The 20896-nt window shown below is 57.1% G+C and carries 20 protein-coding genes; 17 read left to right on the top strand and 3 right to left on the bottom strand.

Annotated elements, in window-relative coordinates; all coding sequences use genetic code 11:
- Positions 1 to 140 precede the first annotated feature (140 nt).
- The gene (gene mnmC, locus QRD42_RS18520; RefSeq protein ID WP_321987816.1) at positions 141 to 2162 is read right to left on the bottom strand and encodes a bifunctional tRNA (5-methylaminomethyl-2-thiouridine)(34)-methyltransferase MnmD/FAD-dependent 5-carboxymethylaminomethyl-2-thiouridine(34) oxidoreductase MnmC; all 2022 of its coding nucleotides are present in this window, start codon (positions 2160 to 2162) and stop codon (positions 141 to 143) included.
- A gap of 158 nt (positions 2163 to 2320) precedes the next feature.
- Between mnmC and fabB the strand changes: the two genes are divergently transcribed.
- Both fabB and QRD42_RS18510 read left to right on the top strand, forming a co-directional pair.
- A complete protein-coding gene (gene fabB / locus QRD42_RS18515) occupies positions 2321 to 3538 on the top strand; it encodes a beta-ketoacyl-ACP synthase I (RefSeq protein ID WP_072569245.1) in 1218 nt (405 codons plus the stop codon).
- 163 nt (positions 3539 to 3701) lie between these two features.
- Positions 3702 to 5132 carry a 6-phospho-beta-glucosidase gene (locus tag QRD42_RS18510; RefSeq protein WP_318362803.1) on the top strand — a complete coding sequence of 477 codons (1431 nt, stop codon included), beginning with the start codon at positions 3702 to 3704 and terminating at the stop codon, positions 5130 to 5132.
- 45 nt (positions 5133 to 5177) lie between these two features.
- On the opposite strand, the gene flk is transcribed toward QRD42_RS18510, so the two are convergent.
- On the bottom strand, positions 5178 to 6185 hold the full coding sequence (gene flk, locus QRD42_RS18505; protein WP_072569496.1) for a flagella biosynthesis regulator Flk: 1008 nt from the start codon (positions 6183 to 6185) through the stop codon (positions 5178 to 5180).
- Between the two features lie 104 nt (positions 6186 to 6289).
- Here flk and pdxB point away from each other — a divergent pair, with 104 nt between their 5' ends.
- The 15 genes from pdxB to hisP all read left to right on the top strand — a co-directional run bounded on the left by pdxB (position 6290) and on the right by hisP (position 20351).
- Positions 6290 to 7426, top strand: a complete 1137-nt coding sequence (pdxB, locus tag QRD42_RS18500) for a 4-phosphoerythronate dehydrogenase PdxB (protein ID WP_321987815.1) — start codon at positions 6290 to 6292, stop codon at positions 7424 to 7426.
- Positions 7427 to 7493: 67 nt separating this feature from the next.
- On the top strand, positions 7494 to 8507 hold the full coding sequence (locus QRD42_RS18495) for an aspartate-semialdehyde dehydrogenase (protein WP_072569242.1): 1014 nt from the start codon (positions 7494 to 7496) through the stop codon (positions 8505 to 8507).
- A complete protein-coding gene (gene truA, locus QRD42_RS18490; protein ID WP_072569241.1) occupies positions 8507 to 9319 on the top strand; it encodes a tRNA pseudouridine(38-40) synthase TruA in 813 nt (270 codons plus the stop codon). The genes QRD42_RS18495 and truA overlap by 1 nt, the downstream gene beginning before the upstream one ends.
- 25 nt (positions 9320 to 9344) lie before the next feature.
- On the top strand, positions 9345 to 10004 hold the full coding sequence (locus QRD42_RS18485) for a DedA family protein (protein WP_072569240.1): 660 nt from the start codon (positions 9345 to 9347) through the stop codon (positions 10002 to 10004).
- Between the two features lie 103 nt (positions 10005 to 10107).
- On the top strand, positions 10108 to 11022 hold the full coding sequence (gene accD / locus QRD42_RS18480; RefSeq protein WP_318362805.1) for an acetyl-CoA carboxylase, carboxyltransferase subunit beta: 915 nt from the start codon (positions 10108 to 10110) through the stop codon (positions 11020 to 11022).
- Positions 11023 to 11090: 68 nt separating this feature from the next.
- Positions 11091 to 12359, top strand: coding sequence for a bifunctional tetrahydrofolate synthase/dihydrofolate synthase (folC, locus tag QRD42_RS18475; protein WP_321987814.1), 1269 nt, complete (start codon positions 11091 to 11093; stop codon positions 12357 to 12359).
- On the top strand, positions 12349 to 13017 hold the full coding sequence (gene dedD / locus QRD42_RS18470) for a cell division protein DedD (protein WP_321987813.1): 669 nt from the start codon (positions 12349 to 12351) through the stop codon (positions 13015 to 13017). The genes folC and dedD overlap by 11 nt, the downstream gene beginning before the upstream one ends.
- Positions 13018 to 13283: 266 nt before the next feature.
- On the top strand, positions 13284 to 13772 hold the full coding sequence (gene cvpA / locus QRD42_RS18465) for a colicin V production protein (protein ID WP_072569236.1): 489 nt from the start codon (positions 13284 to 13286) through the stop codon (positions 13770 to 13772).
- A 33-nt stretch (positions 13773 to 13805) separates the two neighbouring features.
- The gene (gene purF / locus QRD42_RS18460; protein WP_072569235.1) at positions 13806 to 15323 is read left to right on the top strand and encodes an amidophosphoribosyltransferase; all 1518 of its coding nucleotides are present in this window, start codon (positions 13806 to 13808) and stop codon (positions 15321 to 15323) included.
- A 97-nt stretch (positions 15324 to 15420) separates the two neighbouring features.
- Positions 15421 to 16002 (top strand): UbiX family flavin prenyltransferase, encoded by a 582-nt coding sequence (locus QRD42_RS18455; protein ID WP_321987812.1) that lies wholly within the window; start codon positions 15421 to 15423, stop codon positions 16000 to 16002.
- Positions 16003 to 16263: 261 nt separating this feature from the next.
- Positions 16264 to 17046, top strand: coding sequence for a lysine/arginine/ornithine ABC transporter substrate-binding protein ArgT (gene argT / locus QRD42_RS18450; protein ID WP_072569233.1), 783 nt, complete (start codon positions 16264 to 16266; stop codon positions 17044 to 17046).
- A 217-nt stretch (positions 17047 to 17263) separates the two neighbouring features.
- Positions 17264 to 18046 (top strand): histidine ABC transporter substrate-binding protein HisJ, encoded by a 783-nt coding sequence (gene hisJ / locus QRD42_RS18445; RefSeq protein ID WP_072569232.1) that lies wholly within the window; start codon positions 17264 to 17266, stop codon positions 18044 to 18046.
- 124 nt (positions 18047 to 18170) lie between these two features.
- Positions 18171 to 18857 (top strand): histidine ABC transporter permease HisQ, encoded by a 687-nt coding sequence (locus QRD42_RS18440; protein ID WP_072569231.1) that lies wholly within the window; start codon positions 18171 to 18173, stop codon positions 18855 to 18857.
- Positions 18854 to 19570: an ABC transporter permease gene (locus QRD42_RS18435; RefSeq protein ID WP_321987811.1), complete on the top strand. Its 717-nt coding sequence runs from the start codon at positions 18854 to 18856 to the stop codon at positions 19568 to 19570. Before QRD42_RS18440 ends, QRD42_RS18435 begins: the two co-directional genes overlap by 4 nt.
- A gap of 7 nt (positions 19571 to 19577) precedes the next feature.
- Positions 19578 to 20351 carry a histidine ABC transporter ATP-binding protein HisP gene (gene hisP, locus QRD42_RS18430; RefSeq protein ID WP_072569229.1) on the top strand — a complete coding sequence of 258 codons (774 nt, stop codon included), beginning with the start codon at positions 19578 to 19580 and terminating at the stop codon, positions 20349 to 20351.
- A gap of 30 nt (positions 20352 to 20381) precedes the next feature.
- Here hisP and QRD42_RS18425 read toward each other — a convergent pair whose 3' ends face one another.
- A complete protein-coding gene (locus QRD42_RS18425; protein WP_321987810.1) occupies positions 20382 to 20894 on the bottom strand; it encodes a GNAT family N-acetyltransferase in 513 nt (170 codons plus the stop codon).
- Positions 20895 to 20896: the final 2 nt, after the last annotated feature.

Below are 20896 nucleotides of genomic sequence, written 5' to 3'. Positions count from 1 at the left end.
GTAGGCCCTGCAAGCCTGCGCCGCCGGGCGTTATATTTGGCCCCGTGCCCGCTGTTTTGCCGGGTGGCGCTGTCGCTTACCCGGCCTACAACAGGTATGTAGGCCCGGCAAGCCTGCGCCGCCGGGTGATACGTGCAGGTTTACTGGCCCGCCCCGTGGGGTGTTACCACCGCTTTGCCTTTTAACAATTTCCGTACCCAAAAGCGGTTTGGGTTCAGCGCCGCCAGCGTCTCGCCATCCAGCGGGATCGGCTCGTCGCTCATCTGCGCGGCGAGGATCTCCGCCGCCAGCGGGGCGCTGCACAATCCCCGCGAACCCAGCGCCCCCAGCAGATATAAATCTTCCCACACCGGTGCGCTGACCGCCTGCGCCGGGTGTTCCGCCAGGGTCGCATATTCCCGTAACGTCGCCGCAAAATCAGGTGCGTTGCCGACCACCGGCAGATGATCGCGGGTGGCGCAGCGCACGCCGTTGCGCGCCTCCTTAGCCGTTACATCCACCTCTTTCGCCCAAGCGGCATCCGGAAAACAGTCCAGCAAGCGCTGGCGATTATGCTGCTGATCGTCCTCGCGATACGCCGTTTCGCGATCGCCACGATGATAGCTTGCGCCGATGCAATGCTGCTGATTCACCGGATTTTGCGGCGTCAGATAGCCGTCGTAGCACAATACCTGCCGTAAAGGCGACAGCCCCGGCGTGGTGGGAATATGACTGACCTGGCCCGCCACCGGATAGACCGGCAACGCCTCGGTCTGGGCGAAATCCCCCAGCCGGTGCCCGTTCGCCAGCACCACCACCGCATGGGCGGCCTGAGCGCCATCAGCAAAACGCAGCTGCCAGCCACTCTCCCCCTGCGTCAGTTCGGCAACGTCCCGCTGATAATGCACTTTCAGACCCTGAGTGACGCCCAGCTCAATGGCCGCCGCCGTCAACTGGGCCGGACACAGCCAGCCGCCGAGCGGATACTGAATACCGCCGCAGCCGGCATCAACGCCGGTCGTTGCTTCAATGCGCGCCCCATCGGCTGCCGCGGCGATCTCCTGCGGCAGCGCCAGAGATAACATCTGATCGATTTTATGCTGGCTCTTTTCATCCCAGCCGGTCTGCGTCACGCCGCACCAGTCATGATCAAACGCCACCGGCAGCGTGTCATACAGTCTGCGGGCAAAAGTGAAGGCGGCAGGGAAGAAGCGCGCCAGCGCCGGATCGTGGGCATTCAGCAGCGGATAGAGCGCCCCCTGACGATTACCGGACGCGCCAAGCGCAGGGGCGGCATCGGCGCAGTAAAGGGTCACCTGCCAGCCCCGGCGCAGCAGGGCGAGGGATAACCGCGCGCTGGCCACCCCGCCACCGATAAGCGCCACTTCACGGCCGGATGCGCTGGTGCGCGCAAACCAGGGTGCGCGCGGGGCAGGCTCACGGGTCTGCGCCATCACGCCGGTGAGCATTTCACGTTTACGTCCAAACCCTTTGCATTTTTGCATGGTAAAACCGGCGTCCTGTAGCCCGCGACGCACAAAACCGGCGGAGGTGAAGGTCGCCAGCGTGCAGTCCGGGCGCGCCAGCCGCGCCATGGCGTTAAACAGCGCCGGAGTCCACATATCCGGGTTTTTAGCAGGCGCAAAACCATCCAGAAACCAGGCGTCCACTTTTTGATCCAGCGAATCGTCCAGCGCGTCGGTCAGGGTAGTAATATCGCCAAACCACAGATCCAGCGTCACCCGTCCGCCATCAAGCAATAAACGGTGACAGCCTTCAAAAGGCAGCGGCCACTGCGCCTGTAACTGTTCCGCCCAGGGGGCCAGTTCCGGCCAGCGCTGATGCGCCTTTTGCAGGTCGTCGGCGCGCAGAGGGAATTTTTCAAAACTGATAAAATGTAATCTTTGTACGCCAGTATGGGGATGCGCCGCGGTGAAGGCGTCAAACGCCTGCCACAGCGTCAGGAAGTTCAGGCCGGTGCCAAAACCGCTCTCCGCCACCACCATTAATTCGCGGGGATGGGTGCGAAAACGCGCGGGCAACTGATTGCCGCCGAGAAAGACGTAACGCGTTTCTTCCAGCCCGTTATCGTTGGAAAAGTAGACGTCATCAAAATCTCGGGAAACAGGTGTACCCTCAGCGTTAAATTCGAGGTTGGCAGGTTGTATAACGGTTTGTTTCACGTAAGTTACTCGTGTGGCGGGCAGTGTCACGATCTTAACGAGGAGTGTCAGTTGGTGCAAATTTCTGCATAAATTCGCTGATCGGACTTGTTCGGCGTACAAGTGTACGCTATCTTGCCACTCGAATATTAAAATAGTTCGACTTACAGGGGTATTGAATGAAACGTGCAGTGATTACTGGCCTGGGCATCGTTTCCAGCATCGGTAACAACCAGCAGGAAGTCCTGGCATCTCTGCGTGAAGGACGCTCAGGGATCACTTTCTCTCAAGAATTTCTTGATGCTGGCATGCGTAGCCATGTATGGGGTAACGTAAAACTCGACACCACCGGCATGATCGATCGCAAAGTGGTCCGTTTCATGAACGATGCCTCTGTTTATGCCTATCTGTCTATGCAGCAGGCAGTGCAGGACGCCGGTCTGACTGAGGAGATGTATCAGAACAACCCACGCGTGGGTATCGTTGCCGGTTCCGGCGGCTCGTCCAAAGCGCAGGTATTCGGCGCAGATGCCATGCGTAGCCCGCGCGGTCTGAAAGCGGTCGGTCCTTATGTTGTGACCAAAGCGATGGCCTCTGCGGTTTCCGCCTGCCTCGCCACGCCGTTCAAAATCCACGGCGTTAACTACTCCATCAGCTCCGCCTGTGCGACCTCCGCACACTGCATCGGCAACGCCGTTGAGCAGATCCAGCTGGGCAAACAGGACATCGTGTTTGCTGGCGGCGGCGAAGAGCTGGGCTGGGAAATGGCCTGTGAATTTGATGCGATGGGCGCGCTGTCCACTAAATACAATGACGACCCGTCCAAAGCGTCCCGTACCTATGATGCAAACCGCGATGGTTTCGTGATCGCAGGCGGCGGCGGTATGGTGGTGGTTGAAGAACTTGAGCACGCGCTGGCGCGCGGCGCGCACATCTATGCTGAAATCGTCGGTTACGGCGCAACGTCCGATGGCGCAGACATGGTTGCCCCGTCAGGCGAAGGCGCAGTGCGCTGCATGAAGATGGCGATGCACGGCGTGGATACGCCGATCGATTACCTGAACTCTCACGGCACCTCGACGCCGGTTGGCGATGTGAAAGAGCTGGGCGCGATCCGCGAAGTCTTCGGCGATAACTCCCCGGCGATCTCCGCCACCAAAGCCATGACCGGTCACTCGCTGGGCGCGGCGGGCGTTCAGGAAGCCATCTATTCCCTGCTGATGCTGGAGCACGGTTTCGTCGCCCCAAGCATCAACATCGAAGAAATGGATCCGCAGGCAGAAGGCCTGAACATCGTGACCAAAACCACCGAGCGCGAACTGAAAACCGTCATGTCTAACAGCTTCGGTTTCGGCGGCACCAACGCCACGCTGGTGATGCGTAAATTTGACGCGTAATTAACATGCCCGGCGGCGCAGCCGCCGCCCGGCAAGAATCTGAAAGGAGCCTGATGGCTCCTTTTTTCATTTCTGAGCCTTGGCCAATAATGTGATGTCGATCCGGTAAAGCTGCCGCGTCGTTGTTATTCTCTTTGCGTTATCAACGGAAAAGGGGGTAAGCATGCCAGGATTTAAAGCGGATTTTCTCTGGGGCGGCGCGGTCGCGGCGCATCAACTGGAAGGGGGCTGGCGCGAAGGAGGGAAGGGCGTCAGCGTGGCGGATGTGATGACGGCAGGCCGTCATGGCGTGCCGCGTGAGATCACCGAAGGGGTGATTGAAGGCAAATATTATCCCAACCACGAAGGCATCGATTTTTACCATCGCTATAAAGAAGACATTAAGCTGTTTGCGGAAATGGGATTCAAATGCTTCCGCACCTCCATCGCCTGGACACGTATTTTCCCGAAAGGGGATGAGCTGGAGCCAAATGAAGCCGGGCTGCAATTTTACGATGATCTGTTTGATGAGTGCCTGAAATATAATATCGAACCGGTGATCACCCTCTCGCATTTTGAAATGCCCTATTATCTGGTGACCGAATACGGCGGCTGGCGCAATCGTCAGGTGATCGAATTCTTTGTCCGTTTCGCCAGAGCGGTATTCACCCGCTACCAGAATAAAGTGAAATTCTGGATGACCTTCAACGAAATAAATAACCAGGCCAATTTCCACGAAGATTTTGCCCCCTTCACTAACTCCGGCCTGCATTATAAGCCCGGTGAAGATCGCGAAAAAATCATGTATCAGGCGGCGCATTATGAGCTGGTGGCCAGCGCGCTGGCGGTGGAAGCGGGCCATGCCATTAACCCGCAGTTTCAGATCGGCTGCATGATCGCCATGTGCCCGATTTATCCGTTAAGCTGCGATCCGAACGACATGATGATGTCGGTTCGTGCCATGCATCGCCGCTACTGGTTTACCGACGTCCATGTGCGCGGCTATTACCCGCGGCACATTTTAAATTACTTCGAGCAGAAAGCCTTTAACCTGGATATTACCGATGAGGATCGCCAGATCCTGACCCGCGGCTGTGTGGATTATATTGGCTTTAGCTATTACATGTCTTTTGCCACCAAAGCGACGGACGATAATCCGCAGCTCGATTATGACGAAACCAAAAGCCTGGTGAAAAATCCGTATGTCAAAGCGTCGGACTGGGGCTGGCAAATCGATCCGGTTGGCCTGCGTTATTCGCTGAACTGGTTCTACGATATGTATCAGCTGCCGCTGTTTATTGTCGAGAACGGTTTTGGCGCGATCGACGAAAAAGAGCCTGACGGCACGGTAAACGATCAGTACCGCATTGAGTATCTTGAAAACCATATCCGCGAAATGAAAAAAGCGGTGGTGGAGGACGGTGTGGATCTGATGGGTTATACCCCGTGGGGCTGTATCGATCTGGTCTCTGCCGGTACCGGCGAGATGAAAAAGCGCTACGGTTTTATTTATGTCGATAAAGATAACGAGGGCAAGGGCACGCTGGCGCGCAGTAAGAAGAAATCCTTCGACTGGTATCGCGACGTTATAAAAAGTAATGGCGAGAATGTGTAAGCACTAAACAGAACGCCGGGTAGGGAAATCTACCCGGCGGTGTCGTTAAATGACGATCCACACCAGCAACAATGCCACCATCAGGGCAACAAACATCAGGCCCGGGCGGGCTGAAAGGGTTTTCACCGTTTCCATCACCGGCGCGAACAGCGGGCTGTAAATCGGCTGTATATCGCGCACTTCCAGCGTTTCCTGCGCGCGCTCGGTACGACGCAGGAAGACAAAATTAAGCAGATCCTGCACCTGGGCATTGGTCAGCACGCTTTGCGGCGTGAGCTGGAATGTCTGCTGGGCATAATCCTGAATATGCTGCCATTCGTTGCTGTCCATCGGCTGCTTGAGCGCGGCCTGCATGGTATGCAGCGTCGGCGCGGGTTGCAGGCTGAGGGTCTGACGCGCCTGAAGCCAGGTCATCAGCGGCGCGAAGTGTTTTGCCGGAATAAGCTCGCCGGTCTTCACGCCGGACAGCTCCAGCATTGACTGCCAGATCTGTTTTCCGGACTCGCCGGTTGCGGCAGCCAGTTTAGTCACCGCCTGATTCAGGGCATTGTGCTCGGCAGGCACCAGCGGCCTGTCGGTGGCGGGGCGCTGCTGAGGCTGCGGAATATTCAGCTCGCCTTTTTGCAGCATCACCAGCACCGTTTTCAGCTGATCCGGCGACAACTGGCTTAACGCCGTCTGGCCGAACTGCTGGCGGATAAAGTCGCTCACCGCCTGACGGTTGTTGCCCTGGCCTAACAGCTCTGTCAGCCGGGAAAGCACCTGGCGGTTAGCGTGCTGCTGGCTGGCATTCTCCAGACGCTGATTCAGGCTCTGTTCCGCTGCCGGAAAGTGTTTCGACAGCAGCGGGGTATCATTTTTTAATCCTAAATCGTGCTTCACTCCCGCCCATACTTCCGCGCCCTGCTGGTGCGTTAAAGAGATCAGGCGCGTGATCAGGCGCTCCAGCACGGTGCGCTGTTGCGAGGAGAGCGGTTGTTCGCCCGCAGCACTGGCGGGTGGAGTTGGGTCTTGCCCAGGAGGGCGCACCGGCACACCCTGGATGGGTTGCATCATTCAAAATCCTCGTAACGGTGGTCGGCATTCTCGGTATGCCTGGCGGCGAGATTATGGCACACTTGCACGCTTATCTCTCGTTATCATACAGGTACCGGAACGTGAAAATTCTCGTTGATGAAAATATGCCTTATGCCCGTGATTTGTTCAGTCGTCTGGGCGAGGTTAAACCTGTCCCTGGCCGCCCGATCCCGGTGGCGGAACTGAACGATGCCGATGCCCTGATGGTGCGCTCGGTGACGAAGGTCAATGCATCCCTGCTCAGCGGAACCGCGATCCAGTTTGTCGGCACCGCCACGGCCGGTACCGATCATGTCGATGACGCCTGGCTTGCGCAGGCGGGCATTGGCTTTTCTGCGGCGCCAGGCTGTAACGCCATCGCAGTGGTGGAATATGTCTTTTCGGCGCTGCTGATGCTGGGCGAGCGCGATGGTTTTAGCCTGCGCGATCGCACCGTCGGCATTGTGGGCGTGGGCAACGTCGGCTCGCGTTTGCAGGCGCGGCTGGAGGCGCTGGGCGTGCGCACCTTATTGTGCGATCCGCCGCGCGCCGACCGTGGCGACGAGGGCGATTTCCGTTCGCTGGACGAGCTGGTGCAGGAAGCCGATATTCTTACCTTCCACACACCGCTGTTCAAAGATGGCCCGTATAAAACGCTGCACCTTGCGGATGAGACGCTGATCGCCAGACTTAAACCCGGCACCATTTTAATCAACGCCTGTCGCGGACCGGTGGTGGATAACGCCGCGCTGCTGGCGCGGCTGAACGCCGGTCAGGATCTCAGCGTGGTGCTGGATGTCTGGGAGCCGGAGCCGGATCTGAACGTCGCGCTGCTTGATAAAGTAGACATCGGCACCGCCCATATCGCCGGCTATACGCTGGAAGGCAAAGCGCGCGGCACCACCCAGGTGTTTGAGGCCTACAGCGAATTTCTCGGCAAGCGTCAGCAGGTGGCGCTGGATACCCTGCTGCCCGCCCCGGAATTCGGTCGCATTACGCTGCACGGCCCGCTTGATGAGCCAACGCTGAAACGACTGGTGCATTTAGTGTATGATGTGCGCCGCGATGATGCGCCACTGCGAAAAGTGGCGGGCATTCCGGGTGAATTTGACAAGCTGCGCAAAAATTATCTTGAGCGTCGCGAGTGGTCTTCGCTGTACATCCAGTGTGATGACGCACAGGCCGCGACCTTACTGCAACAGCTCGGCTTTAACGCCGTTCATCACCCGACACGCTAACTCATTTTCTGTCGCTCTCCCGCCTGCGGGCAGGGGAGCGTATTGCTATTGTCTGGAGTAAACCACCATGTCTGAAGGCTGGAATATTGCCATCCTGGGCGCCACCGGCGCCGTAGGCGAAGCGCTTCTCGAAACTCTTGCAGAGCGCGAATTCCCCACAGGCGAGATTTTCGCCCTGGCGCGCAGTGAAAGCGCCGGCAAGGCCCTGCGCTATAACAGCAAAACGGTCTACGTGACCGATGCCGAAGAATTCGACTGGACGCAGGCGCAGCTGGCGTTCTTCGTGGCCGGGCCTGAAGCTTCAGCCCGTTACATTGAGGAAGCCACCAACTCCGGTTGTCTGGTGATCGACGCCAGCGGTCTGTTCGCGATGGAGCCGGACGTGCCGCTGGTGGTCCCGGACGTCAATCCGTTCGTGCTGGCAGATTACCGTAACCGCAATATCGTGGCGGTGGCGGACAGCCTCACCAGCCAGCTGCTGACCGCCCTTAAGCCGCTGATCGATGAAGGCGGTCTGTCGCGTATCGCCGTAACCAGCCTGCTGTCTGCGTCCTCCCAGGGCAAAGTCGCCGTGGATGCGCTGGCGGGGCAGAGCGCAAAACTGCTCAACGGTATTCCCGTTGATGAGGACGATTTCTTTGGCCGCCAGCTGGCGTTCAACATGCTGCCGATGCTGCCGGACAGCCAGGGCAGCGTGCGTGAAGCCCGTGTGGTGGTGGATCAGGTGCGTAAAATCCTCCAGGACGATGGCCTGATGATCTCCGTTAACTGCGTACGTTCGCCGGTATTCTATGGTCTGGCGCAGATGGTCAGTTTTGAAGGGCTGCGTCCGCTGGCGGCGGAAGAAGCCCGCGATGCCTTCGAGCGCGGCGAGGATATTGCGCTGTCCCCGGCTAACGACTTCCCGACCCAGGTGGGCGACGCTTCCGGCAATCCGCAGCTTTCCGTGGGCTGTGTGCATAACGATTACGGCATGCCGGAGCAGATCCAGTTCTGGTCGGTGGCCGATAATGTCCGTTTTGGCGGCGCGCTGATGGCGGTGAAAATCGCCGAGAAGCTGGTGCAGGAGTACATGTACTAATGTCCGACGCGCAGGCAAAGCCCGTCAGCAAGATTGCGCTCGGCATTGAGTACGACGGCAGTAAGTATTACGGCTGGCAGCGGCAGAACGAAGTACGCAGCGTACAGGAAAAGCTGGAAACCGCGCTCTCAAAAGTGGCGGATGAGCCGATCACGGTGTTTTGCGCCGGGCGTACTGACGCCGGGGTGCACGGCACCGGGCAGGTGGTGCATTTCGAAACCAGCGTACAACGCAAAGATGCGGCCTGGACGCTGGGCGTAAATGCGAATTTACCTGGTGACATCGCGGTGCGCTGGGTAAAAAATGTGCCCGATGATTTTCATGCACGTTTTAGCGCCACGGCTCGCCGTTACCGCTACGTCATCTACAATCATCGTTTGCGCCCTGCCGTGCTGGGGCGCGGCGTCACACACTACTATCATCCTCTGGATGCCGATCGGATGCATCGTGCGGCCCAGGCGCTGATAGGGGAAAATGACTTTACCTCGTTTCGGGCGGTTCAGTGCCAGTCGCGTACGCCGTGGCGAAACGTGATGCACATTAACGTGGCGCGTTACGGTGCATATGTGGTGGTCGATATCAAAGCCAATGCCTTTGTACATCATATGGTCAGGAATATTGTCGGCAGCCTGATGGAAGTAGGCGCCAACAACCAGCCGGAGAGCTGGATAGCAGAACTGCTGGCGGCGAAGGACAGAACGCTTGCGGCAGCAACGGCGAAAGCGGAAGGCCTGTATCTGGTGGCGGTGGATTATCCCGACCGCTTCGATCTGCCGCGCCCGCCAATGGGTCCGCTGTTTTTAGCGGACTAAATGCATTCAGACAAAGGCGTAAGACATGGATCTCATTTATTTTCTCATTGATTTTATTTTACACATTGATGTGCACCTGGCTGAGCTGGTCGCGCAGTACGGCGTCTGGATTTACGCCATCCTGTTCCTGATCCTGTTTTGCGAAACAGGGCTGGTAGTGACGCCGTTTTTACCGGGCGATTCGCTGCTGTTTGTCGCAGGGGCGCTCTCCGCTCTGCCGACGAACGATCTGAACGTGCACCTGATGGTGACGCTGATGATTGTGGCGGCTATCCTTGGCGATGCGGTGAACTACACCATTGGACGGCTGTTCGGCGAAAAGCTGTTCAGCAATCCGAACTCAAAAATCTTCCGTCGCAGCTATCTTGATAAAACCCATGCGTTTTACGATAAGCACGGTGGCAAGACGATTATCCTGGCGCGATTTGTGCCTATCGTCAGAACTTTCGCGCCCTTTGTGGCGGGAATGGGGCATATGTCGTATCGTCACTTCGCGGCCTATAACGTCATCGGCGCGCTGTTGTGGGTGTTACTGTTCACCTACGCCGGCTACCTGTTCGGTGATCTGCCCGTTGTGCAGGAGAACCTGAAATTGCTTATCGTGGCAATTATCGTGCTCTCGATCCTGCCAGGCGTAATCGAAATTATTCGTCACCGACGCGCAGCAGCCCGACAGACAAAATAAGAACCCGTCAGCGGTTCGACCACTTTTTTGTCCCAAGTTGCCGAGCGTTATGTTTTAATGTGCCCCATTTATGGGCTACCAGGTTCATGCATAAAGGTCATCAATGAGCTGGATTGAACGAATTAAAAGCAATATTACCCCCACCCGCAAGGCAAGCATTCCTGAGGGAGTGTGGACCAAATGTGACAGCTGCGGTCAGGTGCTTTACCGTGCCGAACTGGAGCGTAACCTTGAGGTCTGCCCGAAATGCGATCACCACATGCGTATGTCAGCGCGTAACCGCCTGCATAGCCTGATGGATGAAGGATCGATGGTGGAACTGGGTAGCGAACTTGAGCCGAAAGATGTGCTGAAGTTCCGTGATTCCAAAAAGTACAAAGACCGTCTGGCGTCTGCCCAGAAAGAAACCGGTGAGAAAGACGCGCTGGTGGTGATGAAAGGCACGCTGCATGGTATGCCGGTCGTCGCTGCGGCGTTTGAATTCGCCTTTATGGGCGGTTCCATGGGTTCCGTGGTTGGTGCTCGCTTTGTTCGCGCGGTTGAACAGGCGCTGGAAGACAATTGCCCGCTGATCTGTTTCTCCGCTTCCGGTGGCGCGCGTATGCAGGAAGCATTGATGTCGCTGATGCAGATGGCGAAAACCTCTGCGGCGCTGGCGAAGATGCAGGAACGCGGTCTGCCGTATATCTCTGTGCTGACCGACCCGACCATGGGCGGCGTCTCCGCGAGCTTCGCGATGCTGGGCGATCTGAACATCGCGGAACCGAAAGCGCTGATCGGCTTTGCCGGTCCACGCGTTATCGAACAGACCGTGCGCGAAAAACTGCCGCCGGGCTTCCAGCGCAGTGAGTTCCTGATCGAAAAAGGCGCTATCGACATGATCGTGCGTCGTCCGGAACTGCGCCTGAAGCTGGCGAGCATTCTGGCGAAGCTGATGAATCTGCCGACGCCAAACCCGGATGCGCCGCGTGAAAGCATTGTGGTGCCGCCGGTTCCCGATCAGGAAAACGAAGCCTGATAAAATCGAAGGGCAGAGCGCAGGTGCTCTGCCTTTTTACTTTTTCAACTGCATTCAAGCCGGGCATCATGGAAACGAAAAGCATTCCTCAAGCCACGTCGCCCCTGGCCACGTGGCTTTCTTATCTGGAAAACCTGCACAGCAAAACCATCGATATGGGACTTGCGCGCGTCCAGACCGTGGCGGCTACGCTCGACGTGCTCAAACCCGCGCCTTTTGTCTTTACCGTTGCCGGTACCAACGGCAAGGGCACCACCTGCCGTTCGCTGGAGTCTGTGCTGCTGGCGGCGGGGCTACGGGTAGGGGTTTACAGTTCGCCGCATTTAGTGCGCTACACCGAGCGCGTGCGCGTGCAGGGCGAAGAGCTGGCAGAAAGCGATCACACCCGCTCGTTCGCCGCCATCGAAGCTGCGCGGGGAGATACCTCCTTAACCTATTTCGAATACGGCACGCTGTCGGCGCTGTGGCTGTTCAAAGAGGCGGCGCTGGATGTGGTGATCCTCGAAGTCGGCCTTGGCGGGCGTCTTGATGCCACCAATATTGTCGATGCGGATGTCGCCGTGGTGACCAGCATCGCGCTGGATCATACCGACTGGCTGGGGCCGGATCGCGAGAGCATTGGCCGCGAAAAAGCCGGTGTCTTCCGGGCGGGCAAACCGGCGGTGGTCGGCGAGCCGGATATGCCGCAGAGCATTGCCGATGTCGCACGCGAGAAGGGCGCACACCTGCTGCGCCGCGATGCCGACTGGCAGTATGAGATCACGGGTAATTGCTGGCGTTTTCGCGATGCTCAGGGTGAGCTGACTGGCCTGCCGTTACCGCAGGTGCCGCAGCCTAACGCGGCAACCGCGCTGGCTGCCCTGCGCGCCAGCGGCCTGAACATCAGCGAGACGGCGATCCGCGATGGCATTGCGAAGGCCATTTTACCGGGACGTTTCCAGATAGTGAGCCAGTCGCCGCGCGTGATTCTGGACGTGGCGCACAATCCTCATGCGGCGGCTTATCTGGCCGGACGCCTGGCAGCGCTGCCGAAAAGCGGACGCGTGCTGGCAGTGGTCGGCATGCTGCATGATAAAGATATTGCCGGAACGCTTGCCTGTCTGGAGAGCCAGGTCGATAGCTGGTATTGTGCCCCTCTGGAAGGGCCGCGGGGCGCGACGGCAGAACAGCTGCTGACGCACCTTAACGGCGGCAGCGCCTTTGCCAGCGTCGAACAGGCGTGGCGGGCGGCAATGGCGGATGCCAGACCAGAAGATACCGTGCTGGTGTGTGGATCCTTCCACACCGTAGCACATGTCATGGAAGCGATGGACGCGGGGAGAACCGGTGGCGAGTAAGTTTCAGAACCGTTTAATGGGCACCATTGTGCTGGTGGCGCTGGGCGTGATTGTGCTGCCGGGGCTGCTGGACGGGCAGAAAAAACATTACCAGGATGAGTTTGCGGCGATCCCGCTGGTGCCAAAACCCGGCGATCGCGACGAGCCGGACATGCTGCCGGCGGCCACGCAGGCGCTTCCGGCACAGCCGCCGGAAGGCGCGGCTGAAGAAGTGCGGGCGGGCAACGCCGCGGCGCCGTCGCTGGAGGCCTCGCGTCAGGCGGCCAACAATCCTGAAATGGATATTGACCCGCAGCCGGTGGTAACACCTAAACCTAAGCCGGTGGAAAAACCAAAACCGCAGCGCGATACCGCTCAGCAACAGGCAGCCACGACGCCGCCGAAGCAGGCCGAAGAAGAGAAGCCTGCGCCGACGGGTAAGGCGTATGTCGTGCAGCTGGGGGCGCTGAAGAATGCCGATAAGGTTAATGAAGTTACCGGCAAACTGCGCAGCGCGGGTTATCGGGTATTCACTATTCCAGGCACGCCGGTGCAGGGTAAAATCACCCGTATTCTGGTCGGCCCGGACGCCTCGAAAGATAAGCTTAAGGGATCCCTTGGCGAGCTGAAGCAGATCTCCGGCTTAAGCGGCGTGGTGATGGGGTATACCCCGAACTGATTTTCCCCTCACCYTARCCCTCTCCCGKGGGGAGAGGGAAGCGTTCGCGGACTTCCTTCCCCCTCTCCCTGGGGAGAGGGCCGGGGTGAGGGGAGAAAAAACGCACAAAAACCCGGCCCGCAGAGGCCAGGCCTGTGCTGGCGTTGAAGATTTTTTCAGCGCCATTTTTATTTACGCGAGGGAAGGAAATCCCTACGCAAACGTTTTCTTTTTCTGTTAGAATTCGCCCCGAACTGGATGACAGGGCGATTAATCGTGGGACACATATGGTCTGGATTGATTACGCCATCATCGCGGTAATTGGTTTTTCCTGTCTGGTTAGCCTTATCCGCGGCTTTGTTCGTGAAGCGTTGTCGCTGGTGACATGGGGTTGTGCTTTCTTTGTCGCCAGTCATTACTACACTTACCTGTCTGTCTGGTTCACGGGCTTTGAAGACGAACTGGTTCGAAATGGGATTGCTATCGCGGTGCTGTTTATCGCGACGCTGATCGTCGGCGCTATTGTTAACTATGTTATCAGTCAGCTTGTCGAGAAAACCGGCCTGTCGGGTACTGACCGGGTGTTGGGGATTTGCTTCGGTGCGCTGCGCGGTGCGCTGATTGTCGCCGCCATTCTGTTCTTTCTCGACACCTTTACCGGCTTTTCCAAAAGCGAAGACTGGCAAAAGTCGCAGCTGATCCCGCAGTTTAGTTTTATCATCAGATGGTTCTTTGACTATCTGCAAAGCTCGTCAAGTTTCTTGCCCAGGGCGTAAGTCCTGAGATGTGGCTTAACGAGGAATATACGTATGTGCGGTATTGTCGGTATCGCCGGTTTCATGCCGGTTAACCAGTCGATTTATGATGCATTGTCGGTGTTGCAGCACCGTGGTCAGGACGCCGCAGGCATTATCACCATTGATGAACTTAACTGCTTCCGTTTGCGTAAAGCGAACGGCATGGTGAACGATGTATTTGAAGCCCGCCATATGCAGCGCCTGCAGGGGAACATGGGTATTGGCCATGTGCGTTACCCGACTGCGGGCAGCTCCAGCGCTTCAGAAGCGCAGCCTTTTTACGTGAACTCGCCGTACGGTATCACGCTTGCCCACAACGGCAACCTGACCAACGCCCATGAGCTGCGTAAGCGTCTGTTCGAAGAGAAACGCCGCCACATTAATACCACTTCCGATTCTGAAATCCTGCTCAATATTTTTGCCAGCGAGCTGGATAACTTCCGCCACTACCCCTTAGAAGCGGATAACATTTTTGCTGCCGTCGCCGCCACCAACCGTCAGATCCGCGGGGCCTATGCCTGCGTGGCGATGATCATCGGTCACGGTATGGTCGCCTTCCGCGATCCCAACGGTATTCGTCCGCTGGTGCTCGGTAAACGCGATCTCGCTGATGGCCGCACCGAATATATGGTGGCCTCCGAAAGCGTGGCGTTAGATACGCTGGGCTTCGAATTCCTGCGCGACGTGGCGCCTGGCGAAGCGGTGTACATCACCGAAAAAGGCCAGCTGTTCACCCGTCAGTGCGCGGAAAACCCGGTCAGCAATCCGTGCCTGTTCGAGTATGTCTATTTCTCCCGTCCGGATTCCTTTATCGACAAGATTTCCGTGTACAGCGCCCGTGTGAATATGGGTAAAAAGCTGGGCGAGAAAATTGCCCGCGAATGGGAAGATCTGGATATTGACGTGGTCATCCCGATCCCGGAAACCTCCTGCGATATCGCGCTGGAAATCGCCCGTATTCTGGATAAGCCGTACCGCCAGGGCTTCGTGAAAAACCGTTACGTTGGCCGTACCTTTATCATGCCGGGTCAGCAGCTGCGCCGTAAGTCTGTGCGCCGTAAGCTGAACGCCAACCGCGCGGAATTCCGTGACAAGAATGTGCTGCTGGTGGACGACTCCATCGTGCGCGGTACCACTTCCGAGCAGATCATCGAGATGGCCCGCGAAGCCGGTGCGAAGAAAGTGTACCTGGCCTCCGCCGCGCCTGAAATTCGTTTCCCGAACGTCTACGGCATCGACATGCCGACCGCCAATGAGCTGATCGCTCACGGTCGCGAAGTGGATGAAATCCGCCAGATCATCGGTGCCGACGGCCTGATTTTCCAGGATCTGAACGATCTTATCGACGCGGTACGCGCCGAGAACCCGGATATTCAGCAGTTTGAATGCTCGGTGTTCAACGGCGTCTACGTCACCAAAGACGTGGATCAGCAGTATCTCGACTATCTCGACGCCGTGCGTAATGACGATACCAAAGCGCTGCTGCGTCAGAACGAAGTGGAAAGTTTAGAGATGCATAACGAGGGATAACGCCCTCACTCCGGCCCTCTCTCACCGGGAGAGGGCTGTTGCAACTCCCGCCAAAATCCTGCAAAGTCCTCAGCAAATTAGCGAAAGGGCGATGGACATGAAACGACTCATAGTAGGGATCTCCGGGGCCAGCGGCGCCATTTACGGCGTGCGTTTATTACAGGTTCTGCGGGATGTTGCCGGGGTGGAAACCCATCTGGTGATGAGTAATGCCGCCCGCCAGACCCTGGCGCTGGAAACCGATCTCTCTGTTAAAGATGTGCAGGCGCTGGCAGATGTGGTGCATGACTCCCGCGATATCGCCGCCACCATCTCCTCGGGCTCGTTTAAAACCGCTGGCATGGTGATTCTGCCGTGCTCGATCAAAACCCTCTCCGGCATCGTACACAGCTATACCGACAGCCTGGTCACCCGCGCCGCTGACGTAGTGCTTAAAGAGCGACGTCCGCTGGTGCTCTGCGTGCGTGAAACGCCGCTGCATCTTGGACATCTGCGTCTCATGACCCAGGCCGCTGAAATAGGCGCAGTGATCATGCCGCCTGTTCCGGCGTTCTATCATCGTCCGCAGACGCTGGATGATGTGATTAATCAGACGGTGAACCGCGTGCTGGATCAGTTTGATATTGAACTGCCCGCCGATCTTTTCACCCGCTGGCCGGGCGGCAATGCCCCCAAGTAGTGCGCTGCCCCGTTAAGGGGCAATTCTGCAAGCGCGATCATATCCTCGACATTTAATCCCCGTTTTCGGTTTGTAACCCACGAGTGTGTCGGCAGACCTGCTATCTTTCACTGTACGTCAGTATTGCAACCTTTTGTTAACATACTCAACGCGGTAAATCGCAGCGGCAACAAACTGGCATAAGACATGCAAGCATTGACGGGTAGCAAATACACAACACAACGCAATACATAATAAAATCAGAAAACTTGAGGGGAATGTATGAAGAAGACGGTTGTTGCTCTGTCTTTACTGCTGGGACTGTCCGGTGTCGCCAGCGTTAACGCCGCACTGCCGCAGACCGTGCGCATTGGTACGGACGCCACCTACGCACCATTCTCATCCAAGGATGCGAAAGGGGACTTCGTGGGTTTTGATATCGACCTTGGCAACGAGATGTGCACCCGTATCAAAGTGAAATGCACCTGGGTCGGCAGCGATTTTGATGCGCTGATCCCCTCCCTGAAAGCGAAGAAAATCGACGCGATTATCTCGTCCCTGTCGATCACCGAAAAACGTTTACAGGAAATCGCCTTCTCCCAGCCGCTATACGCTGCTAACGCCCGTCTGATCGCGGTGAAAGGCTCGCCCATCCAGCCGACCACCGATTCGCTGAAAGGCAAACACGTGGGCGTGCTACAGGGTTCCACCCAGGAAGCCTATGCAAATGACAACTGGCGCAGCAAAGGCGTCGACGTTGTGGCCTATCAGAACCAGGATCTGATTTATTCCGACCTGACCGCGGGCCGTATTGACGCCGCCTTCCAGGATGAAGTGGCCGCCAGCGAAGGCTTCCTCAAGCAGCCTGCCGGTAAAACCTTCGACTTCGCGGGCGCTTCAGTGAAAGACAAAAAATATTTCGGCGACGGCACCGGTATTGGTCTGCGCAAAGACGACGCCGAGCTGAAAGCTGCGTTCGATAAAGCTTTTGATGAGATCCGCAAAGACGGCACTTACGATAAGCTGGCGAAAAAATACTTCAACTTTAACGTCTACGGCGACTGATACCTGTTGCGCCGTGGTGCATAACTGACATGAATGCTTCAGCGTGGTGCATTTGATGCACCGCAATGGAGCATTCATGCATAGTTAAGCAAAAGCGATGCAAAAAAAAGCGTAACTTGTTACAGAATATTTTGCCTTGTCGGGGCGAACAATGGCACGATACCAGTCAACTTCATTTAATAAATCCCCCTGGAAAGTCAGGCTGTTGAGGATAAATATGAAAAAACTGGTGTTATCTCTGTCTCTGGTGTTCGCTGTTTCCAGTATCTCCGGCGCTTTCGCTGCCATTCCGCAAAAACTTCGTATCGGTACCGATCCGACTTACGCGCCCTTTGAATCGAAAAATGCACAGGGTGAATTAGTAGGTTTCGACATCGATCTGGCAAAAGAACTCTGTAAACGTATTAATACGCAATGTACCTTCATTGAGAACCCGCTGGACGCGCTGATCCCGTCGCTGAAAGCGAAGAAAATCGACGCCATTATGTCGTCGCTGTCGATTACCGAAAAACGCCAGCAGGAGATTGCCTTTACCGACAAGCTCTATGCGGCAGATTCCCGTCTGGTAGTGGCAAAAGATTCTGATATCGTGCCGGAACTGGCGAAGTTGCAGGGCAAGCGCGTGGGCGTATTGCAGGGCACCACCCAGGAAACTTACGGTAATGTGCACTGGGCGCCGAAAGGCGTGGAAATCGTCTCCTATCAGGGCCAGGACAATATCTACGCTGACCTGACCGCAGGCCGCATTGACGCCGCTTTCCAGGATGAAGTCGCCGCCAGCGAAGGCTTCCTGAAAACGAAGGTCGGTAGCGCTTATAAATTCGGCGGCCCGTCAGTGAAAGATGAAAAACTGTTTGGCGTCGGCACCGGCATGGGCGTGCGTAAAGACGATACCGAACTGCGTGAAGCGCTGAACAAAGCTTTCGCGGAGATGCGCGCCGATGGCACCTACGAAAAACTGGCGAAGAAGTATTTTGATTTTGACGTTTACGGTGGCTGATCGCTATCAGGTCGCCGGATGGCGTCGCTGACGCGTCTTATCCGGCCTACGCGGTGAGCGCATTTCGTAGGCCGGATCAGGCGAAGCCGCCATCCGGCATCAACACACACAGGACACAGGCTGCATGCTGTACGGGTTTTCACAGGTAATTTTACAGGGCGCTATCGTTACGCTGGAGCTGGCGCTCAGTTCCGTAGTGCTGGCGGTGGCGATTGGTCTGGCAGGGGCCGGGGGCAAGCTTTCCGGCAACCGCCTGCTGCGCATCATCTTCGAAGGCTACACCACGCTGATCCGCGGCGTGCCGGATCTGGTGCTGATGCTGCTGATCTTCTACGGCCTGCAAATTGCCATTAACAGCGTTACCGAAGCCATTGGCATGGGGCAGATCGATATCGATCCGATGGTGGCCGGTATCATCACCCTCGGCTTTATCTACGGCGCTTATTTTACCGAAACCTTCCGCGGCGCTTTTATGGCGGTGCCGAAAGGGCATATTGAGGCGGCGACCGCCTTCGGTTTTACCGGATCGCAGATCTTTCGCCGTATTCTGTTCCCGGCGATGATGCGTTACGCGCTGCCGGGCATCGGTAACAACTGGCAGGTGATTTTAAAAGCCACCGCGCTGGTATCGCTGCTGGGGCTGGAAGACGTGGTAAAAGCCACGCAGCTGGCCGGGAAAAGCACCTGGGAGCCGTTCTATTTCGCGGTAGTGTGCGGATTAATTTATCTGGTGTTTACCACTGTCTCCAATGGTGTGCTGCTTCTGCTCGAACGTCGCTACTCCGTGGGTGTGAAGAGGGCTGACCTGTGATCGAGATTATTCAGGAGTACTGGCAATCCCTGCTGTGGACGGATGACTATCGCTTAACGGGCGTGGCGATCACCCTGTGGCTGTTGATCTCCTCCGTGGTAATGGGCGGCATTCTGGCGCTGTTTCTGGCTATCGGACGCGTTTCCAGCAACAAATTTATCTGGTTCCCGATCTGGCTGTTCACCTATATTTTCCGCGGCACGCCGCTCTACGTACAGCTGCTGGTGTTCTACTCTGGTATGTACACCCTGGAAGTGGTGAAGGGTACGGAGCTGCTGAACGCCTTTTTCCGCAGCGGCCTGAACTGTACGGTGCTGGCGCTGACGCTCAATACCTGCGCCTATACCACTGAGATTTTCGCCGGCGCTATCCGCTCGGTGCCGCACGGGGAAATTGAAGCGGCGCGGGCCTACGGCTTTTCCCAGGTAAAAATGTATCGCTGCATTATTCTGCCGTCGGCGCTGCGTATTGCGCTGCCCGCCTACAGCAACGAAGTGATCCTCATGCTGCACTCCACGGCGCTGGCCTTTACCGCCACCGTGCCGGATCTGCTGAAGATTGCCCGTGATATTAACTCGGCGACCTATCAGCCCTTTACCGCCTTTGGGCTGGCGGCGGTGCTGTATCTGATTATCTCTTATGTGCTGATCAGTCTGTTCCGCAAGGCGGAAAAGCGCTGGTTGCAGCATGTGAAACCTTCTTCGACGCACTGAGAATACGATGTCTGAGAACAAACTAAACGTTACCGATCTACACAAACACTACGGCGAACACGAAGTGCTGAAAGGCGTGTCGTTGAAGGCGAATGCGGGCGATGTGATCACCATTATCGGCTCCTCCGGCTCTGGTAAAAGTACCTTTTTACGCTGCATTAACTTCCTCGAAAAACCGAGCGAAGGGACGATCGTGGTCAGCGGGCAGAACATTACGCTGGTGCGCGATAAAGACGGTCAATTGAAGGTGGCCGATAAAAATCAGCTGCGCCTGCTGCGTACCCGCCTGACCATGGTGTTCCAGCATTTCAACCTGTGGAGCCACATGACGGTGCTGGAAAACGTCATGGAAGCGCCCATTCAGGTGCTGGGGCTGAGCAAGCAGGAATCCCGCGAGCGGGCGGTGAAATACCTGGCGAAAGTTGGCATCGACGAGCGCGCCCAGGGGAAATATCCGGTGCACCTGTCCGGCGGCCAGCAGCAGCGTGTGTCCATTGCCCGCGCGCTGGCGATGGAGCCGGAAGTGTTACTGTTCGACGAGCCAACCTCGGCGCTGGATCCTGAGCTGGTGGGCGAAGTGCTGCGCATCATGCAGCAGCTGGCGGAAGAGGGCAAAACCATGGTGGTGGTCACCCACGAAATGGGCTTTGCCCGCCATGTATCTTCCCACGTGATTTTCCTGCATCAGGGGAAAATTGAAGAAGAGGGCACCCCTGCCGAGCTGTTCGACAACCCGAAAAGCCCGCGTTTGCAGCAGTTCCTTAAAGGATCGCTGAAGTAAACCGGCCCCCTCATCCTGTGGGTGAGGGGCTTATTTAAAATCCGCCAGCTCAAGACGATACACGCAGTCGTCATGAAACACGCCGTTCACCCTGTAAACCTTTGGCAGCACGTCCGTCTGCACAAATCCCAGTTTTTCCAGCACCCGTTGTGACGCACGATTCTCTGACAGCACATACGCATTCAGCGCCGTCACGCCCGTCTGTGCAAACGCATATTCACACAGCGCCCGTAACGCTTCGCTGGCGATGCCCTGACCCTGCGCCTCGCTTACCACGCTGTAGCCGACATCCGCCTCCAGCGGATTCTGCGAGCTGATACGCAGCCCGAGATCGCCGAGCGGCGTCGCATCGTGATGACGGCGGATGACAAAGGCCCCGGAGTTATTCAGGCGGGTGAAAAACACATGGCGCACTTCGTCCTCGGCGGCAATATCCGCCATATAGCGCATGTTGTCAGGATCCTGACGCAGACGTAAAAAGAACGGCCAGTCGCTTTCCTGAAAGGTGGAAAGCGTCAGGCGCGGGGTGGTGAGAGTGACCATTA

The organism is Enterobacter sp. PGRG2 (genome assembly GCF_030291195.1).
In the GTDB taxonomy this organism is placed as follows: domain Bacteria; phylum Pseudomonadota; class Gammaproteobacteria; order Enterobacterales; family Enterobacteriaceae; genus Enterobacter_D.
This window is presented reverse-complemented; position numbering and strand designations above follow the sequence as displayed.

Bases quoted from the DNA above. Each gene is read 5' to 3' on its own strand.
- QRD42_RS18440 (WP_072569231.1), top strand. From the start codon at position 18,171: ATGCTGTACGGGTTTTCACAGGTAATTTTACAGGGCGCTATCGTTACG.
- QRD42_RS18495 (WP_072569242.1), top strand. From the start codon at position 7,494: ATGTCTGAAGGCTGGAATATTGCCATCCTGGGCGCCACCGGCGCCGTA.
- hisP (WP_072569229.1), top strand. From the start codon at position 19,578: ATGTCTGAGAACAAACTAAACGTTACCGATCTACACAAACACTACGGC.
- cvpA (WP_072569236.1), top strand. From the start codon at position 13,284: ATGGTCTGGATTGATTACGCCATCATCGCGGTAATTGGTTTTTCCTGT.
- truA (WP_072569241.1), top strand. From the start codon at position 8,507: ATGTCCGACGCGCAGGCAAAGCCCGTCAGCAAGATTGCGCTCGGCATT.
- fabB (WP_072569245.1), top strand. From the start codon at position 2,321: ATGAAACGTGCAGTGATTACTGGCCTGGGCATCGTTTCCAGCATCGGT.
- accD (WP_318362805.1), top strand. From the start codon at position 10,108: ATGAGCTGGATTGAACGAATTAAAAGCAATATTACCCCCACCCGCAAG.
- QRD42_RS18485 (WP_072569240.1), top strand. From the start codon at position 9,345: ATGGATCTCATTTATTTTCTCATTGATTTTATTTTACACATTGATGTG.
- purF (WP_072569235.1), top strand. From the start codon at position 13,806: ATGTGCGGTATTGTCGGTATCGCCGGTTTCATGCCGGTTAACCAGTCG.
- QRD42_RS18455 (WP_321987812.1), top strand. From the start codon at position 15,421: ATGAAACGACTCATAGTAGGGATCTCCGGGGCCAGCGGCGCCATTTAC.
- hisJ (WP_072569232.1), top strand. From the start codon at position 17,264: ATGAAAAAACTGGTGTTATCTCTGTCTCTGGTGTTCGCTGTTTCCAGT.
- flk (WP_072569496.1), bottom strand. From the start codon at position 6,185: ATGCAACCCATCCAGGGTGTGCCGGTGCGCCCTCCTGGGCAAGACCCA.
- folC (WP_321987814.1), top strand. From the start codon at position 11,091: ATGGAAACGAAAAGCATTCCTCAAGCCACGTCGCCCCTGGCCACGTGG.
- QRD42_RS18510 (WP_318362803.1), top strand. From the start codon at position 3,702: ATGCCAGGATTTAAAGCGGATTTTCTCTGGGGCGGCGCGGTCGCGGCG.
- QRD42_RS18425 (WP_321987810.1), bottom strand. From the start codon at position 20,894: ATGGTCACTCTCACCACCCCGCGCCTGACGCTTTCCACCTTTCAGGAA.
- argT (WP_072569233.1), top strand. From the start codon at position 16,264: ATGAAGAAGACGGTTGTTGCTCTGTCTTTACTGCTGGGACTGTCCGGT.